We start from the raw sequence: 17,780 nt of genomic DNA, 5'->3' as shown, positions 1-17,780 counted from the left end.
CTCAACCTACTTGCCCCGCGGCGAAAGCCCCGGGGCTTTTTTATGTGCAGGATGCACGGTACAGCGCGGGCGCATGGATGCGCAGGAGCGCTGTTGGTGAGATTAAAACCATACCAACAAAGATCATCAAATGCTGGACGTAACGAATCGATTTAAGCCCGGCGCATCAAGCACCACATTTCTCGATATCAGCAGCAATTGACGCTAAATAGTCGCGATAAGTCGCTATTTCCATATTTCCAGCTAATAAGTCAAAACTTACCAGCGGTAGTTTCAGTCGTTTTGCGTAACCCTTTGCTTGTGCGATTTCGCTGCTGTCTGCGAGTAGGCAGCTAAACGGTTTGCCATTGTTTAGCTCTAACAAATGACGCAGGCCAATTTGCTGTTCGGGTACTTCAGTAAGTGCGGGGAATGGGGTAATCATCATAGCGCTGGTGAAGTGACCAAGACTGTCGTGGAACACAAGGGGGTTAGCGTTGCGAGCAGGCATCAGCTTCCGCAGTTGCAGCGTTAGCTCCGTAAGTTGCTTCTGCAGTAACTTATTCGCTGCCACAAGCTGTGGATACTGAATGGCGTAGCGACGGGTAAAGGCACTGGCAATAATGCCCGCATTAGCGGGGTTGAGCCAAAGGTGGGGGTCGTGGCCGTTATGGTTGTGATGATCATCGTTATGCGCGGAGTGGTTGTGAGCAGTATCGTTTTTGCTCGGCGGCCATATCACGGTTTCGAGCGCGCTAAGTTCGAGTGTATTTTTACTGTCGCGTTGTTCTAAGCTCGCACTCAGAAAGTGTTCGAGAGATTCTCCTACCCAAACCACCAGGTCAGCATCTTGCAGTTGTCGTTTGTCGCTAAGCCGCAAGCTAAAGTGATGGGGTGATTGGCTGGATTGCAAAAGTGTGTGGATTTGAAACTGATCGTTTAATTGCGCTTGCGTTACTAGGTCTTGAAGCAGGAGTGTAAGTGGGCGTATTGAGGTTAGCACCCGCTCGGGTTGTGAGCTGTCAGCGTTGGCCGCAAAGCTAAAAACCACCCCGCTGCTGGTGATCAATAAACCCAGAGCTAGTGATTTAAGAGAGTTGATGCGGGTAATCACCCGGATAAATTGAAGCGTGTTAAACATAGCTGGGAAAGGGTCCAACGGCGAGGCCGCAACATTAGTCAAATTCGGTAAAGGGGGGATCGTTCGTGCGCATACCCGCTAAAAACCACGAAGATGCCGCCTTAAAGTGTTATATGATAACATAACCATCCCGGAATATAGGCTAGTGTTTTTCTCGGCTATGCCGCTGAGCTGCACTAAGCGCGCGTTATACAGGCATTTCTATGGATTTCGAAAATGAATGAATCTGATTCGGCTAATAACCCGCGCTTTTCACGCTCGGTATCGGTCGGCAGGGCTGAGTCGGTGTCACCGATGGCCAGTGCACATGACCACACCGCTTGCATAGAGCGCGCGTTAAAGGAAGCTGATCTTCTTTGTGCTAACGCCGACGTGAGATTGACGGAACTGCGCCGTAAAGTTCTGGAGTTAATCTGGCAGAGTCATGCACCATTGGGTGCTTATAGGCTAATGGAGATGCTCGAGCAGGCGTCGGATCGAAAACGCGTGGCTCCGCCTACCGTATATCGTGCACTGGATTTTCTAATCGAACAGAAACTCATTCATAAAGTGCACTCGCTCAACGCGTTTATTGGTTGTACGCGACCGCGACAACCGCACGGCGATGCGCTGTTTATTTGCCGCGAGTGCGGCTTCACCGAGGAGGTGGCTAGCAAGCCCATCCAGCAGGCGATAAATCTCAGTGCATCCCAGCAACGTTTTGAAGTGGAAGATCAGTTTATGGAGATTATCGGTCGATGTGCGGCTTGTCGCGCCAAACAGAAGAGCGGTGCTAGCCAGGAGGAACTCCTTTAATGAACCTCGTTAGCTTACAAAATGTTGCGGTGACATTTGGCAATCGCGACATACTTCAGTCGATCAATGTCGATATTCAAGCCGGTGAGATAGCCACCATTATTGGCCCAAACGGGGCAGGTAAGAGCACCTTGGTGAAAGTCATTACCGGCCTGCTTGCACCCACCTCGGGACAGGTGCTGCGGCAACCTAATTTACGAGTAGGCTATATGCCGCAGCAGTTACGAATGGATGCAACCATGCCAATGAAGGTCAGCCGCTTTCTGAGCCTTGCCGACCCCCAGCGCCGCAATCGCGAGGCGGTATTTGAACGCCTGAATCTCGGCCATTTACGCAACAGCCAAATGCACAATCTATCGGGCGGCGAAACTCAGCGCGTGTTGCTCGCGCGGGCAATTTTGCGCAAGCCAAATCTATTGGTGCTAGACGAACCTTTGCAGGGTGTTGATGTGACCGGCCAAGCCCAGCTTTACCGGTTAATCGCAAGCCTACGAGAAGAGCTCGGCTGCGCAATTGTCATGGTATCCCACGACCTCCATTTAGTGATGGCGCAAACCGACTCGGTAATTTGCCTAAATCAACACGTGTGCTGTCACGGCAAACCAGAAAGTGTTAGCCGTCACCCGGAATATTTACGCTTGTTCGGACGCCAAGTGGCCGACGACATCGCTGTATATACTCATCATCACGACCATGATCACGATTTACATGGTGATGTAGTCGATAGCGAGAATCACCACCACACAGGCGATCATCAAGGGTGTCGACATGAATAATAATCAAGCGCTTAGCTTACTTGAATGGTTGCCGATGTTGACCTCGGAATTGTTGTTATTGCCGCTGTTAGCAGGGCTGTGCATCGCGACTGTGGCAGGGCCGCTTGGGTCGTTTGTGGTTTGGCGACGAATGGCCTATTTCGGCGATACTCTTGCTCATTCGGCACTTTTAGGTGTGGCTTTTGGTGTAATGCTGAATCTTAATCTCAGCCTTGCTATGGTCGCTGCAGGTATTGTTGTCAGTGTGCTGCTGTGGTTGATGCAGCGCCAAACCCAGATCGCTACTGATAGTTTGCTGGGCATAATATCGCACAGCTCACTGGCCTTGGGGCTAGTTGCGGTGAGTTTAATGGCGGGGAGCCGAGTTAATTTATTTGGCTTTCTATTTGGCGATCTACTGGCCGTTGGTTGGCAGGATCTAATCATTATGGCGATCAGCTGCAGCCTCTGTTTACTCCTATTGTTACGTTATTGGCGCCCGCTACTGATGTTGTCGGTAGACGCTGATCTTGCGCGTGTAGAAGGCTTGCCGGTAGAGCGGTTGCGGTTGCTACTGATGATTCTTATGGCCGCCACTATCGCGCTGGCGATGAAAGTGGTCGGGGTGTTGTTGATTACTGCGCTGTTAATCATTCCCGCAGCGGCGGCGCGGCGGGTAACGGTATCGCCGGAAGCAATGGCATTTGTAGCCTCTATTATTGGCGCAATTGCGGTCACCTTGGGCTTGTTAATGTCACTTATATACGACACCCCAGCAGGCCCCTCGATTGTGATTATGGCAACGGCCTGTTTTGTTGCGAGCATAATGATTGGAGCCAAGCGGCACGGCGGGGTTTGATGCTGCGGCGAAATATCGAAGCCTGGTAACAAATTCACAATTTTTAACATAAGCGAACACTTAGCTCACAGATTTTCACCTATGAGCGTCCTAGGATAGCGAGCATCCACAGCGCATTGGCAGCCATTTGCTGATGTCGCTTTATTTCAGAATATCTCTTTGCTCAAGCATGTTAAGGAAGAACTATGAAATATATGGCTTTCGCGGCGATGTCGTGTCTGTTAGTTGCGTGCGGTGGTTCGTCAGATGATACAACCACTGACCGAACCGACCTTAATGCAACCGATTTGGAGGCACGTTACAACAAGCTCACACCGGCTGATCTTAGTGACAGCCCGTTAAAATACGCCACCGAGGCGGAGTTAGAAACGCTTTTGAAGAATGGCATACGCCTATCATTGCGTCAGTCCTGGCATGGTGCTGCTTTTCTGTATGGGCTCGGCCGAGGCGTCGATGACGGTGTGATGCTTGAATCCTCAGGCGTTGAAAATGCTCAGCCGGCAACCGCCAGTGATGCGACCTCAAATTACTCGACTACCAACGTTCAGGTAAACGGTGTTGATGAGGCCGACCATATCAAATATGACGGCAAGCATTTATTTGTGTCGACATGGCCTCAGTCGCGTGGCGACTACTGGCAGAGCGAAGCGGAAATCCGTATTTTAGCGACTGACCCAATTGCAGCGACAGCGACCGAGGTTGCCACTATCCCAGTGGTACAACAAGGGTGGGGCGGCCTTTCCGAGATGTATTTAGTACAGTCCGAGCAAGCCGAAGCCGCCTCGGGGTTAGCAACGGTTCGCTCAGCCGTGGAGTTAATGTACTTCGATATGCCTAGCGTGAACTCCGAGATGGGTGATGAAGCCGCGCAAGCGTCTACTGCGATATGGAATGGCCCAGTGGCCATGGAGCGCGGTGTTGAAGTCAGTATTTATGATGTCACAGATCCGGCGAACCCGAACAAAGCCTGGCAGCTTGTGGTCGATGGCAACCTGCTTGGCAGCCGAAAAATTGGCAATACACTTTATTTAATTTCGAACTACTATCCGCACCTGCCTTTCCCAAGCTTGGCCGCAGCCGCCGCAAAGCAAAAGCTTGAAAAGGAAGCCGAGGTCGCCGCTATGACGATTGCAGAGCTGACGCCAAATTATCGAATTAACGATGGTGAGCCGCAGTCATTAGTGCCGCCAGAGGGCTGTTTGATCAGTGCGGATAACACAGAAGCGGAAGGTTACATGCAGCTCCATACGGTAACAGTGGTGGATTTGGCGGCTCAGCAAGTGGTCGATACACTGTGTCTTAACACTCAGGTGTATGGTCTTTACAGCTCGCTGGAAAACCTCTACCTCGGCGGCACGCGTTACGGCGAGCGGCACTGGGGTGATAGCTATACGGTACTACACAAAATATCACTGACCGATGGCAGTGCTGACTATCAAGCTACCGGAAGTGTACCTGGGAGCTTGGGGTGGTCCGCGCCGAGTTTCCGTATGGATGAATATCAAGATGATCTACGAATTGTCACCAGTGCTGTAGATGATCAATGGCAACCGGAACACCGGTTGTTTGTATTGCGTGATAGTGATGCCAGCGGCCAGCTAGATGTTGTTGGGCAATTGCCGAGTGACGCGCGCCCAGACCCAATCGGTAAGCCGGGAGAGGATATCTATTCGGTACGTTTTCAAGGTGATCGCGGCTATATCGTAACTTTTCAGCGCACAGATCCCCTGTATGTGTTGGATCTAGCTGACCCAGCAGACCCGCGTATCGCAGGTGCATTGGAGCTGCCCGGATTTTCAACCTACCTGCACCCTATAGGTGACAATTATATGTTTGGCTTTGGTCAGGATGCCGATGAAGCCGGACGTGCCAGTGGTCTAAAGGTTAGCTTGTTCGATGTTGGCAACCCAGCTGAGCCAGCTGTGGTAAACGAGCTGACTTTTGGTGGGCGCCACAGTTACAGCGAGGCTCAGTATGATCATCGCGCGCTGACCTTTCTCGCTAGCGGTGATGATCAATTACGGATAGCCGTTCCGATGACGTTGCATAGCCAAGACAGCCAAACTGATTGGTATTATGAATGGTTGAAAACCGGATTAGAGCTGTTTGAGATCAATGGCTTAGCTGGAAATGATGCCGAATTAACCCATGTTGGTAGCGTTACCGCAGAGTCTAATTCAACCAAGCAGCACCCAAGCTTCTATGGCTATGATCGCAGCGTAATACACGATGAGGCATTGTTTTATATCCACGGCCCAGAAGTGTGGTCGAGCCTTTGGCAGACGCCAGAAACTGCAACTGGCCCTCAGTAGGGGGCCAGTCACGAGCGGCAATTAATTAATGTAGGGCTATTTTGAAGCTGTTAACCCAGCGCCTTTATTTTAGGGGGCTGGGTTTTACTCTGGCTTAGTTTGGCCAAACGAGTTTGTTAACCGCTATAGAGCTTTGCGGTTCTAATTCGCCGCTACGGACAAGCGTGGCAAGTTCTGCAGTCTCGAGCGCATGGCATACAATTTCCGGCTTTAGCAATGTTTCGTTGGCGTGTAACCACACCCAGCAATTACGCCCGGACGCCTTGGCGGAGTAAAGCGCGTGATCGGCGATATTAATGACCTGCTCCCAGCTAACGCCGTGCGGCTTACTTGGAACAAAGGGATAGGCTGCAACACCAATAGAGCAGGTTTGGTGAACACGCAAATCGCCGCCGCAATCAAAGTTATAGTTTTCCACCGATTTGAGTAAACGCTCGACAACCGTAGTTACTTTGCTGCGTGGCAGGTGGCGCACCACAATCACAAACTCTTCCCCCCCCCAGCGAATCACGTAGTCGGACTCACGCAGTACGCGTTTGAGAATCTCACTAAATTGCACCAGCACAACATCACCGATCTTGTGGCTGTAACGGTCATTTACCTGTTTGAAATGGTCAACGTCGACAACAATAAAGGTAAGGTCATTCATATTTTGCGATGCGGCGCTGGATTGCCATGCCGTTGGCTGTTGCAGGTATTGGCGATTAATCATGGCCACATCATCTTCGATCGACTGATAGAGAAAGCGTCGATTGCGCAGCCCGGTTAGCGGGTCGGTAAGGCTTACGTCTTCAAGTTTATGGTTGAGCGTTTGCAATTCTTGCTGAGCGGCGAGTAGGCGCTGTTGCTCTTGGTGCAGGGCTTCGGTGCGCTCGGCGACTTTGCGGTCGAGTTCGCGGTTTAGCTCGTCTTTCATTTGGTGAATGTCTTTTAGTTGCTTAACAATAGCGCGTTCTTGGGCGAGCTTATCGCGCTCGTAATAGAGTTTATTGCGCTGTACTTGGGCCATACGTAACACCAGTAAGCACGCGGTCAGCACATAGAAGAAGTAGGCGAGAGGCGTTGCCCAAAAAGGTGGGCGCACGATAATTTTAAGTTCGCGAATATTTTCGTTCCAAACGCCGCTGTCGTTCGCCGCTTTAACCTGAAACGTGTAATCGCCGGGATCTAGGTTGGTATAGGTTGCACTGCGCCTATTGCCAACATAATTCCATTCAGACTCGAAGCCAAGCAATCTATACGCGTAGCGATTCTCTTCTGGTGAGCGGTAGTCTAAACCGGCGTACTCCAGCGAAAAAACAGAATCGGTATGGTTTAGGGACAGAACGTCAGTATGGTTGATAGACGCGGTAAGCGGCCCGTCTTCGCTGGGTGATACGAGCTTATTAAAGATCGAGAGTTGGGTAAACACCACATGGGGTGGGTGTTGATTAGAGCGCAGCTTGCGCGGGTCAAAGATGGTTAAACCGCGAGTACTGCCGAACACCAGCTCCCCTGATGGTAATAGTGACGGCGAACGGCGGTTATAGAGGTTTCCGAGGGGGCCATCGCGTTCGTCAAACATTTCAAATTGACCGCGTTGGTGGTCGAGTCGCGCCAAGCCTTGATAGGTAGAAACCCAGAGGTTGCCATCGGTGTCTTCAATCATCCCGGTTATGGCCAAATCTGTCAGGCCTTGTTCGGCACCGTAATGTTTGAAATATTCTGAGCCAGGGTCGAAGCGATCGAGGCCGTTGCCGTTGGTTCCAATCCAAATAAAGCCGGAAGAATCCTCGAACAATGCGAGGATCTGGTTGGACGCCAGCGAGCTTGGCTTGCTGGCGTCATTAAAGTAGTGGCGAACGTAGCTGTCGGTGGCTGGGTCGATTTGGTACAAGCCATTAAACGATCCAACCCAAATACGGCCTTTAGAATCTTCAATAATATGCCGTGTGTAGAGCCCGTTGAGCTTAACGCCGTTGCGGTCAAACGGCAGGATATGATCGAAATCATTGGTGTTAGGGTTAAATCGATTAACACCGCGTTCCGTGCCAACCCAGAGGTCGCCGCGTTTATCGATCATAACACTCCAAGGTTCACGACCCAGAAGTGAGCGGGGCTCGTTGGGGTCGTGCTGATAGCGTATGAATTTACTGCGATCGGGTAGCAGGCGGTTAAGGCCTCTGTCCCATGCGCCTACCCAGAGTGAGCCGTCGTTGTCAGCGGCGATATCCAATACGGTGCTACCGCTAATACTGTTTGGGTCGTCCTTTATGTTTACAAAACGCTCGAACAACCCTGTGTCGCGATGCAATAAGCTAAGACCGAAACCACAGCCGACCCAGATATCGCCATTGGCATCGGCCAAGGTTGCGAGCACGCCGCCATCGGCTAGCGTTTGCGGATCATTTGGGTTATGGCTAAAGTTGCGAAATTGCGACGCTTGTAAATCGATAACGTCAATTCCGCTGGGGAAGTAGCCCGTCCATATACCATCGGTGCGGTCGATAAAGATTTTACGAACCACAAAATTAGCCGGTCCGCCGGTTTTACCCTCAGCATAAGAGTACCGATCAGACTCACCGCTGGCGGAGTCGTAGAGGTGGACACCGTTACCGTCACCAATCCACAGCAGCCCATTATTATCTTCGGTTACCGACCAGACCGTATCGGCCTTTTCGTCGCTGCTGTGGGTGATATGTTTAAAGCTGAGCGTATCTTCTTCAAACAGGCTGAGGCCGCCACCCATGGTGGCCACCCAAAGCTGGTTTTTACTGTCTAGGAATAGATCACGTATCTTATTCGAGGGCAAGGCGTCAGCTACATCTGGGTTGGCGCGAAAATGGGTGATGTCGAGGCTGTCCGGATGAAAACGTACCAGACCGCTTGCATCTAGGCCGAACCAGAGGTTGCCGCTGGCGTCTTCTGCGGCAGCAAATACTGTGTTGTCCTCGGAGCCGGAGAGTGGCGGCATGGTATTGGTTAGTGCCTTTGGCCCGGGAATTAGCCTACCGGTAGCGGGGTCGAGTATTTGTAAACCCTTCGAAGTGCTGGTCCAGAAGCGCCCCTTAGAGTCTTCCATCAAAGAGTAGAACGCCCCAAGGCGATAAGCGCCGCCGTCCTCAGCTTCAAAGGTTACGCAGTCAAAGTTCTCTGCATTCGGTACATATCGGCAGAGACCTTCATGGGTCGTGGCCCAGAGCTCGCCTTTGGACGATACCAATAACGATTTAACCCAGTTATGGCTAATACCAACGGGGTTTTTGGGGTCGTGGAGGAAGGTTTTAATCTGGTAGCCATCGTAGCGGGCCAAGCCCTTGATGGCGCCGAACCAAATATAGCCGTCTTTATCTTGGGCAATGTCATTGATGTAACCGAGCTTCTCGAGGTCGGGGAAGGGGAGCGCTTTGAATTTTACTTGTGGTGGGAAGTGGCTGCGCGCATCCGCAGCGCCTACAAATGTGGGAATAAAGAATACCAGCGCTAACAGCGCCCCTAGCCAACTAAGCTTTAACAGGCGCGAATTGTCGCGAGTGTTAAATACATCTACCGAATGTAGCAACTGTTCATCCTTAACGTTAACAAAATATCTCAACAAATCGTTGGTCGTGCGGAGAGTCCTTTTATCGCAGACCTAAACAGCATCTGACTAGGACTGTATTGGAGGCTGGAGGTGCACCAAATAAGTACAGTCGGTAAGATTAATTAAAGAAGCTATTTGTGACATTTGCAATGATAAACCAAAAGATTGAGTTGAAGTGGGATCTAATAGAGCAATCGCGGCACTAGGCTACGCCAGATGGGCAAGGCAGGATAAATGGGCTTTCCTAGGTCAAAGCCAACCGTTTCCGAAGGCTAATGGGTTTCATGCCTATTATCGACGGGTTATTCATAATAACCTGCCATGTTTGTTACGGACTGAACGGGCTGGGGCGTCCGCGGTCGGAAATCTAATACCTAATGTAGCTAAGTACAAGCCCTGATAGACAAACAGACAAGGATTAGCCATGCCGCACGAATTACCAGAACTAGAACAAATGTTGAGGGAGAGCCTCGCAGACCATAAGCTGTCGCGAGAGGAAAAGACCCAGTTCAAGGCCTTAACAATCGACCTAAACGCCGAGCAGCGTCGCTTTATGAATAATCGCGCCTTCGATTTGATTCGCGCAGAGCTGCGCGGGACCGGATCGGCAACACCAATAGAGCTAAGCTTTAGCTTATTGCGCTGGCTGGAACAAACTCAAAAGGCACTCAATGGCTCGATTGATTGCACGGATCCGCGCGTATATTTCAGTCCCGGTGAGTCATGCCGGCGCGCTATTTTGGATGCTGTGTTGGCGGCGCGAGCAACTATCGACATTTGTGTGTTTACTATTTCCGACGATCGTATCTCTAAAGCCATCGTCAAGGCTCATCAGCGTGGCGTAAAAGTAAGAATAATCACCGACAATGACAAATCTGAAGACACTGGCTCAGATGTGGATTGGTTGGCTGAGCAGGGTGTTCCAGTGTGCATGGATTCGAGCCCAAGCCATATGCATCACAAGTTTGCCCTGATCGATGCAAAGCAATTGATTAACGGCAGTTTTAATTGGACCCGCAGCGCCACCGACCGCAACCAAGAAAATATAATGATCAGCTCCCATCCGAAGGCTTTAGCTGCATTTTCAACGATGTTCGAGACACTTTGGCAGCAATACAGCTAGCTAACTATAGGAACTTAAATATAATGACCGCCGCCAGCAAATCCAGCCCGAGTAAAACACCGCAACTGCCAGAGATTACGATTGTTCGCGTGGATTACAATAATCAGGCGCATCGAGAAGATCTCGTGGCGATGCTGGACGATTATGCCTGCGACATTATGGGCGGGGGCGCGGTCTTGCCGAGTGATGTAAAGGCGAAACTGGGTCAGGCATTGGCTGATTTCGGGGGTGCGTATAGCTTTTTAGCCTACCGCGGCGATGAGCCGGTAGGCCTGATGAATTGTATTTTGGGTTTTTCTACCTTTAAGGCGGCGCCGTTGCTTAATATTCACGACCTCGCTGTCATCGCCAGCGCGCGTCGCCTTGGCATAGGTAAACAGTTGCTCGCCGAAGTGGAAACCTTAGCGCGCGAGTTGGGCTGCTGTAAGCTCACTCTAGAAGTGTTAGAGGGGAATAACATTGCCCAAGCAGCTTATATACAGGCGGGCTTTGAGGGATACCAGCTAGACGCCACCACAGGTAAGGCGCTGTTCTGGCAAAAACCACTTTAAACTTGGCCAACAGCGCGCTCAGCTAAAGCTAGCGTCACAACCGCGACTCGGCCTATGACTCTAGCGCCGTTATTCTAGCTTGCAGCTCTTCCACCATAGCTTCTAGTAATTCGATTCGATCCAACAGTTCTTGTGAGGGTTCAGCAGCTGCGGGTGTTGCGGCACTGGTTACCTGTGCCGAAGTGTCGTTGTCGGCGAGTGCCGCCAGGTCGGGCTCGCCGCTAAACAGATGTACATAACGTGATTCGCGACGTCCGGGTTGCCGCGGTAAGCAGGCCACGTAGGGGCCACCGCCTTTGGCTACTAAGCCTTTTAATACAGCTTCGGTTTGCTCAACATCGTCAAAACTACACAATCGGTTGGTACGCGTACGCAATTCCCCTGGGGTTTGCGCGCCGCGCAGAAAGAGCACACAGATCAGCGCTTGTTCTTGCGGGCTAAACTTATATTCACTGAACTCCGAATTGGCAAAGCGATGCTGGTATTTAGCAATTCGGGAGCCAAATCGTACTTCCGATACCAGTAGCTTTTTGATCAGGCTGTCGAGTGTGGCTTGCACTTCGGTTTCTGATAGCTCGAGGACGGGGTCACGATTCGTTTTTTGATTACAGCCGGTGGTTAGGCCATTGAGGGACAGGGGGTATTGATCGGGAGTGGTGGTAGCTTTTTCCATCAATACGCCGAGTACGCGGGTTTCTAGCGCGGTTAACTGCATTTGCATATCGGTACCTGCTTAAAGAATAGTTTTCATAACCTGATGACAAGGTTGCCTTAGGCAATGTTGCCCTAAAGGCGTACTAGTGCACCAGCAGGGATTCGTTCTATTTCGACAAACCACCAAACCGCATGGCGCACAGAATGTGTGCATGAATGCACTGCAACAGCGGGCTTGCGAGAGTCAAAGCTAAAATCAGCTAAAGCGAATTGCCATATATAGGTGCGCAAAGCACTGAAAGTGAACACGCGAGCCTGAGCCCTAATTGTTAACTACTTGATATTTATAGCTATTTTAGCTGGCATAGAACCTGCTAAACATAGCTTTCAGAATATTCGTATTACTAGGGTCTCTACCTATGCTGTTCGGACGAAAGAATCGAAAACCCATTGTGATCCCCGCCAAGCAAGTTAAAGAGTGGAAATACACCACCTGTAACTATTGCTCCACTGGCTGTGTGATTGAGATCGGCGTGGATGAAGATAAAAAAATCGTCACTAGTCGTGGTCACGCTGGCGCAGACGTAAATCGAGGCAAGCTTTGTATCAAGGGCTTGCTCGAGCACGATTTGTTTAACAGCCCCGGACGCGGCACCGAGCCCTTAATTAGAAAAAAACACTATGAAGCCTTCGAAAAGACGACCTGGGATACAGCTTTAGATACCTCTGCGGAGAAGATCAAAGAGATTCAAGCCAAATACGGCCGCGATGCTTTTGCCGTGGTATCGACCGGTCAGTTGTTAACCGAAGAGTTTTACACCCTCGGTAAGCTGGTACGCGGTTGTATCGGCACCAATAATTACGATGGCAACACAACCCTCTGTATGGCGTCGGCGGTGAGTGGCTACAAGCGTTCGTTTGGTTCAGATGGCCCGCCCGGCTGCTATGACGATTTTGAGCACACCCACTGTTTTATGGCCTTTGGTTCCAACTTGCCCGAGCAACACCCAGTCATTTATTGGCGCTTAAAAGAAGCCTTGGAAAAGCGAAAATTCCCGCTGATTGTGGTCGACCCCAGAGTCACAATGCTGGCGCAGTTTGCCGATATACACCTGCCGATCACACCGGGTACCGACTGCGTTCTTATCAACGCAATGATGCATGTGATTATCAATGAAGGCTTGCAAGATCAAGACTATATCGATGCCAACACCCAGGGCTTCGATGAAATTAAAGCGCTAGTCCAAGATTACGATCCAAAGTCGGCCCAACATGTGTGTGGTATCGACGAAGACACCATTCGCAACGTTGCTCGCATCTACGCCAATGCGCCGTCGGCGATGAGTATTTGGACCATGGGTATTAATCAGAGCACGCACGGCTCTGATGGAGTGTGCAACATCAACAACCTCAACCTAATAACCGGCAATATCGGTAAACCCGGCGGCACCAGTTTGTCTATTACGGGCCAATGTAACGCTATGGGCACGCGTGAGTGGTCATCCTGCTCAGGCTTGCCTGGCTACCGCGCTTTAGAAAAGCCGGAGCACCGTGAGGAAATCGCCAATTTTTGGGGGATTGATTCTGAGTTTTTTCCTGAGAAGCGCGGCCTAACTCAAACCGATATATTTCCTGCCATTGAAGCGGGGCTAATCAAAGGCCTTTGGTTGGTTGCTACCAACCCGTTAACCTCTATGCCGAATCAAGCGCGTATTCGTAAAGCGTTTGAAAACCTTGAATTTCTGGTGGTACAAGACGTTTACGAAGATGTCGAAACAAATAAATATTCACATGTCTACTTTCCCGCTTCCGTCTGGGCCGAAAAAGAAGGTTGCCATACCAATACCGAACGCCGTGTTAATTTAATTAGTAATGTGATTCCGCCTTACGCCAACTCAAAGCCTGATTTTTGGATTTTTAACGAGATGGCTAAGCGTTTCGAAAACGGCAAAAAAATAAAATTCCCAGAGCAGCCGGAAGAAGCGTTTAATGAAATGAAACACCTTTCCAAAGGTGCGGGCCGTACCTTGGACATTTCCGGCATGAGTTACGAAAAAATTATCGCCGCGCGCGGCATACAGTGGCCGTACCGTGAAGGCGACGAAGGCTTGAAAGGCGAGGCGCGTTTATACGGCGATGGGAAATTTCAAACCCCAAATGGCAAGGCGAATTTAATTCCGGTTAAGTTTTTCAATAACAACGAACAGCCCTGTAAGGAATATCCTTTTTGGCTAAACAGTGGCCGTGTAGTGGAACATTTTCACACGCGAACGCGCACCGGAAAAATCGGCAACTGCAACAAGTTCAGCCCAACACCCTATATGGAAATGAACCCAGACGCGGCCAATGATCTTGGTATTGCTCACCAAAGCTATGTGCGCCTCACTAGTCGCCGCGGTGATGCGGTGGTGATGGTACAGCTTACCCAGCGAGTGCCGCGCAATATGGTGTTTATTCCGTTCCACTTTCACGATTGTGTAAACCGCTTAACCCTCGGCTTACTTGACCCCTATTCGCGACAGCCGGCATTCAAGCAGTGTTCGGTGCGGATTGAACAGGTCGATCAGGAAGAAGCGGCACGTACTAACGTTGAAAGTCGTACCTATTAAGTCGTACCTATTAAGTCGTACCTATTAAGTCGACCTATTAAAAAGTAAACGCCTGAGCTTGCGCAGCTAGCTCCATCAAAATTTGGCAAACAAGCATTATTTTGGAAAACGCAAATGAGCGAAATTAAAGACCCGGTGCAAAGTTTCGATCCCGCAACCGCCAAGCTTGGTGAAGAGCAAAAAGGGCGCTCCAACCATTGGGAAGTTAGAACCCAAGAGCAGCCCTATGCTTTTTTGCCCGAGCAACCAATTAAAGATCAAAACCGCTACGGCCAGTTAATCGATTTGGTTGAGCTTACTGGGCTCGATGCAAATCGACCGATGTTTATTAATGACAACCCAGAAGTCGGCAGCAATCCGAATCGAAATAAGCAGCATGGTTTTTTCTTTACCGCCGATAACTGCATTGGCTGCCACGCGTGCGAAGCGGCTTGTTCAGAAAAAAATGAAAACCCTGCGCACATTGCCTTTAGAAGTGTCGGCTATGTAGAGGGCGGATCTTATCCTGACTACAAGCGCATGAATATTTCCATGGCGTGTAACCACTGTGATGATCCGGTGTGCCTAAAAGGCTGTCCGACACGCGCCTATACAAAACACGCCGAATACGGCGCGGTTCTACAAGACCCCGAAACCTGTTTTGGTTGCGGCTACTGTACTTGGGTATGCCCCTACAATGCACCGCAGCTAGACCCCATTAAAGGCCAAGTTAGCAAGTGCAATATGTGTGTCGATCGTTTAGAAGTTGGCTTAAAGCCAAGCTGTGTATCGGCTTGTATTGGTAATGCCTTAGATTTCGGCGTAATCGAAAACACACCGGAAAATCGCGAGCAGTGTAAAACCTCTATACCCGGATTTCCCGACCCAGAGATTACTCACCCCAATATTCGCTTCCAGCAAACTAAAACCATGCCAATGGAAATGAGTCGCACCGATTCAATGCCGATTAAATATCATCGCGATGAGAAAGGTAGTTACAAACCTGTTGTCGATCAGAAGCAGGGTAAGGCACGTTTTTGGAATTTGTCACGATTAAACAGCCGAGAAAATCCACTAGTGCTGTTTACGTTGTTTGCTCAAGCTGCATTTGGCTTGTTTTCAATTCCATTTGTAGCGGCGCTATTTGGCATTGCGCCTTTTGTTGAATTTATGTCGAGCGATATGTTTTTTGTGCTCTGCGTTGTAAGTGTGGTTTTCACCGCATTCGGTTTGTTGATGAGCGTTACCCACCTAGGTAAACCGATGCGCTTTTATCGAGGTTTTAACAACTTGCGGCACTCGCCTATGGCGCGAGAAGGTTTCGGCTTGTCGATGCTCGCAGCTGGCGGCGGTTTAACGGCGCTGTTCGCACTGCCGTTAAATCAGACTATTAATCAATGGTTGAGCGATTGGTTTGATTTTGATTTAACAGTGCTTAGCAGTAGCCTTAATCTACAAAACTATATCTTGGGCGCGGGCTTGTTTGCGTTAATCTCCGGGATTGGTGGTATCTACTATATGTGCCGTTGCTATCGTATTAAGGCTCGACCTTTTTGGGATCACTGGCAAACTGGAACCTCGTTTGTCGGTAACAGCCTATCGCTGGGCGCGACCTTTGCCGGCGCAATTATTGTGTCGACCATACTTGTACAAGGCGCAGACGTTACTCAGGCATTGGTCGTGTTGCTGTCTTGCTTTAGTATTGGTTTGGCAATCGAAGCAATAGGCTTGATCGGACACAATCATGATATGAATAGGGCTGAACACGAAGGTGCCGCCTCACATTATGTGCAGTGTACGACGTTCGGAAAAACCTATGTAATGCGCAACTGGCTACTTGGCCTTAATTTAATAGCCAGCCTCGGTTTGTTGACTTTGGCGAGTGAAGGGTTCAGTACGTTCTGGATTCTAGCGGCTTGGATTGCACTTGCGTTGGTGAATATTTTCACTGCGGCTATTGGTCGGGCACTCTTCTATATTTTGGTTATTCCAACAACTATGCCCGGCGCGTTCTTTTGGAAGAACAAAGGCTTTGAAGATCATGCGCGGGATATCGGTTTGGCGAATAACCCAGCTACCGGCGTTGCTCCGCTGCATCACTAGGCTGCAGGTGGTGTGCCTATCTTGTTAATGGTGGAGGCGCGATAAAAGAATAGCGAATAATTGTCGCTCGTCGTTGAGAGCTAAAGGAAAGAGTTAGTGCAAGTGAATACTTATGAAAGCAAAAGCATACCGATACAGGACGTGACAGGGTTGACCTTAGCTGATGTGGTCAATAAAACCTGTTTGGTTGGTTTAAGTTACTTCAACCTTCAGGGCGAATTGCTTAAGCAAAATTTAATTACTGGCAGCGTAACAGCGGTAGACGCCGAAATGGGAATTACGTTGCAGCTGCAACAGAAGGCCGATGGCAGTGCCGCCGATTTTATTTTGCCGGCCAATCTTAGTTGTTGGTTTAGTGCCCCGAAGGGGGAGTTCCACACCAGTCAAGATGGTGTGAAAGTGCAGGACCCAGATTATTTAGTGACTTGGGATGTTCACCAAACCAAAGATACAACCGCCGACGGCGAACAGCAATGGTGGGAATGGGTTGCGCGTACCACCCCGCCGCAAGTCGGCGGCTAGAAATGTTTGGCGGTATCTAGTTAGTGAACGTTTGGCGGCGGTGCATTGTCGTCGAGATCAAGTGTAATTTTTAAATCGCGGGCTAAGCACGGCCATTTATCGATGGCAAACTTCCAGCCATTTTTGTGATGCTGCTTTAAGTAGCGTTCAAAATCCGCGGCCTTACAAAAATTCTCAGTTTCAAAGAGCGCCTCAATTGAATAGTGCACGGCCAAATCTAGCTGATTGGCAAACTCTTCGCCAATAATGTCGTGAACAATAATATTGGCGAGCGTCATATCCATAGGTGACAGGGGTACGCCGCAAGTCATAATAACGCGATCGTTTAATTCCTCGATTAACCGGTGAGCCAAATAAGCTTCGTCGATTAATGCCCGCATACCTTCATTTGCTTCAACCAGTTCTGGCGGTTGAAAAAAATAATCTTCCGCTATGGTTAAAAATCGTTTCGCATAGTTGTACACGCCGGCCGATTCCGTGAGGTCGGTTAGCGCTTCGATAAAATCGGGAACCTGCTCGATATAGCGTGTCACAAAAAGCCGAAGTGCAGGGACAGCGTTGTCGCGCGGTAAAGCAATACTATGGTGCAACCCCGGCAGGCGGGCTTGTAGGTACGCGTCGAGGCCATGCTGTTCGGATTCGATGCGTTGTGCTTCGGCAATAGACTTACGGATAAGCAAAATTCTAGACTCTGTCATAAATCACAAGGACGCTAATGTAGGCTAGAGGCAAAAACCGTCGGCGCAGGCTGGCGTTTCAAGGCGCAAGCGTGTAGAGGTTGCGAACTACAAAGCAAGTCGCATACCTTAAGCGCTTTATGTGTTTTTGCTCTGAAC

The 17,780-nt window shown here is 50.0% G+C and carries 13 protein-coding genes; 9 read left to right on the top strand and 4 right to left on the bottom strand.

Going from position 1 to position 17,780, the window contains the following annotated elements:
* Positions 1-166: 166 nt before the first annotated feature.
* On the bottom strand, positions 167-1,120 hold the full coding sequence (locus tag IDZ20_RS13885; RefSeq protein WP_188152034.1) for a metal ABC transporter solute-binding protein, Zn/Mn family: 954 nt from the start codon (positions 1,118-1,120) through the stop codon (positions 167-169).
* Positions 1,121-1,414: 294 nt separating this feature from the next.
* On the opposite strand from IDZ20_RS13885, the gene IDZ20_RS13880 reads away from it, so the two are divergent.
* The 4 genes from IDZ20_RS13880 to IDZ20_RS13865 all read left to right on the top strand — a co-directional run bounded on the left by IDZ20_RS13880 (position 1,415) and on the right by IDZ20_RS13865 (position 5,841).
* On the top strand, positions 1,415-1,915 hold the full coding sequence (locus IDZ20_RS13880) for a Fur family transcriptional regulator (protein ID WP_188152103.1): 501 nt from the start codon (positions 1,415-1,417) through the stop codon (positions 1,913-1,915).
* Positions 1,915-2,691, top strand: coding sequence for a zinc ABC transporter ATP-binding protein ZnuC (gene znuC, locus IDZ20_RS13875; protein ID WP_188152033.1), 777 nt, complete (start codon positions 1,915-1,917; stop codon positions 2,689-2,691). The genes IDZ20_RS13880 and znuC overlap by 1 nt, the downstream gene beginning before the upstream one ends.
* Positions 2,684-3,529, top strand: coding sequence for a zinc ABC transporter permease subunit ZnuB (gene znuB, locus IDZ20_RS13870; RefSeq protein ID WP_245792336.1), 846 nt, complete (start codon positions 2,684-2,686; stop codon positions 3,527-3,529). Before znuC ends, znuB begins: the two co-directional genes overlap by 8 nt.
* Before the next feature lie 185 nt (positions 3,530-3,714).
* Entirely contained in the window at positions 3,715-5,841 is a 2,127-nt protein-coding gene (locus IDZ20_RS13865) for a beta-propeller domain-containing protein (RefSeq protein ID WP_188152032.1), read from the top strand.
* A gap of 94 nt (positions 5,842-5,935) precedes the next feature.
* Here the strand turns inward: IDZ20_RS13865 and IDZ20_RS13860 are convergent, their stop codons facing one another.
* Positions 5,936-9,382 carry a ligand-binding sensor domain-containing diguanylate cyclase gene (locus tag IDZ20_RS13860; protein WP_188152031.1) on the bottom strand — a complete coding sequence of 1,149 codons (3,447 nt, stop codon included), beginning with the start codon at positions 9,380-9,382 and terminating at the stop codon, positions 5,936-5,938.
* Positions 9,383-9,827: 445 nt separating this feature from the next.
* Between IDZ20_RS13860 and IDZ20_RS13855 the strand changes: the two genes are divergently transcribed.
* Complete coding sequence (locus IDZ20_RS13855) at positions 9,828-10,526, top strand: phospholipase D-like domain-containing protein (RefSeq protein ID WP_188152030.1); 699 nt, start codon at positions 9,828-9,830, stop codon at positions 10,524-10,526.
* 23 nt (positions 10,527-10,549) lie between these two features.
* Positions 10,550-11,077 (top strand): GNAT family N-acetyltransferase, encoded by a 528-nt coding sequence (locus tag IDZ20_RS13850; RefSeq protein WP_188152029.1) that lies wholly within the window; start codon positions 10,550-10,552, stop codon positions 11,075-11,077.
* Positions 11,078-11,129: 52 nt separating this feature from the next.
* Here IDZ20_RS13850 and IDZ20_RS13845 read toward each other — a convergent pair whose 3' ends face one another.
* Positions 11,130-11,798: a YceH family protein gene (locus IDZ20_RS13845; RefSeq protein WP_188152028.1), complete on the bottom strand. Its 669-nt coding sequence runs from the start codon at positions 11,796-11,798 to the stop codon at positions 11,130-11,132.
* Positions 11,799-12,150: 352 nt separating this feature from the next.
* Between IDZ20_RS13845 and IDZ20_RS13840 the strand changes: the two genes are divergently transcribed.
* From IDZ20_RS13840 to IDZ20_RS13830, 3 genes are all read left to right on the top strand, one after another.
* Positions 12,151-14,340: a molybdopterin oxidoreductase family protein gene (locus tag IDZ20_RS13840; protein WP_188152027.1), complete on the top strand. Its 2,190-nt coding sequence runs from the start codon at positions 12,151-12,153 to the stop codon at positions 14,338-14,340.
* A gap of 114 nt (positions 14,341-14,454) precedes the next feature.
* Complete coding sequence (locus IDZ20_RS13835; RefSeq protein WP_188152026.1) at positions 14,455-16,422, top strand: DmsC/YnfH family molybdoenzyme membrane anchor subunit; 1,968 nt, start codon at positions 14,455-14,457, stop codon at positions 16,420-16,422.
* A gap of 102 nt (positions 16,423-16,524) precedes the next feature.
* The gene (locus tag IDZ20_RS13830) at positions 16,525-16,944 is read left to right on the top strand and encodes a hypothetical protein (protein WP_223144975.1); all 420 of its coding nucleotides are present in this window, start codon (positions 16,525-16,527) and stop codon (positions 16,942-16,944) included.
* A 20-nt stretch (positions 16,945-16,964) separates the two neighbouring features.
* Here IDZ20_RS13830 and IDZ20_RS13825 read toward each other — a convergent pair whose 3' ends face one another.
* On the bottom strand, positions 16,965-17,642 hold the full coding sequence (locus IDZ20_RS13825) for a hypothetical protein (RefSeq protein ID WP_188152025.1): 678 nt from the start codon (positions 17,640-17,642) through the stop codon (positions 16,965-16,967).
* Positions 17,643-17,780 lie beyond the last annotated feature (138 nt).

This window comes from Teredinibacter waterburyi (assembly GCF_001922985.1).
Lineage (GTDB): Bacteria > Pseudomonadota > Gammaproteobacteria > Pseudomonadales > Cellvibrionaceae > Teredinibacter > Teredinibacter waterburyi.
Note: the sequence above shows the minus strand (reverse complement) of the source record. Positions and strands in the feature narration are given on the sequence as shown.

Bases quoted from the DNA above. Each gene is read 5' to 3' on its own strand.
- IDZ20_RS13885 (WP_188152034.1), bottom strand. From the start codon at position 1,120: ATGTTTAACACGCTTCAATTTATCCGGGTGATTACCCGCATCAACTCT.
- IDZ20_RS13880 (WP_188152103.1), top strand. From the start codon at position 1,415: ATGGCCAGTGCACATGACCACACCGCTTGCATAGAGCGCGCGTTAAAG.
- znuC (WP_188152033.1), top strand. From the start codon at position 1,915: ATGAACCTCGTTAGCTTACAAAATGTTGCGGTGACATTTGGCAATCGC.
- znuB (WP_245792336.1), top strand. From the start codon at position 2,684: ATGAATAATAATCAAGCGCTTAGCTTACTTGAATGGTTGCCGATGTTG.
- IDZ20_RS13865 (WP_188152032.1), top strand. From the start codon at position 3,715: ATGAAATATATGGCTTTCGCGGCGATGTCGTGTCTGTTAGTTGCGTGC.
- IDZ20_RS13855 (WP_188152030.1), top strand. From the start codon at position 9,828: ATGCCGCACGAATTACCAGAACTAGAACAAATGTTGAGGGAGAGCCTC.
- IDZ20_RS13850 (WP_188152029.1), top strand. From the start codon at position 10,550: ATGACCGCCGCCAGCAAATCCAGCCCGAGTAAAACACCGCAACTGCCA.
- IDZ20_RS13845 (WP_188152028.1), bottom strand. From the start codon at position 11,798: ATGCAAATGCAGTTAACCGCGCTAGAAACCCGCGTACTCGGCGTATTG.
- IDZ20_RS13840 (WP_188152027.1), top strand. From the start codon at position 12,151: ATGCTGTTCGGACGAAAGAATCGAAAACCCATTGTGATCCCCGCCAAG.
- IDZ20_RS13835 (WP_188152026.1), top strand. From the start codon at position 14,455: ATGAGCGAAATTAAAGACCCGGTGCAAAGTTTCGATCCCGCAACCGCC.
- IDZ20_RS13825 (WP_188152025.1), bottom strand. From the start codon at position 17,642: ATGACAGAGTCTAGAATTTTGCTTATCCGTAAGTCTATTGCCGAAGCA.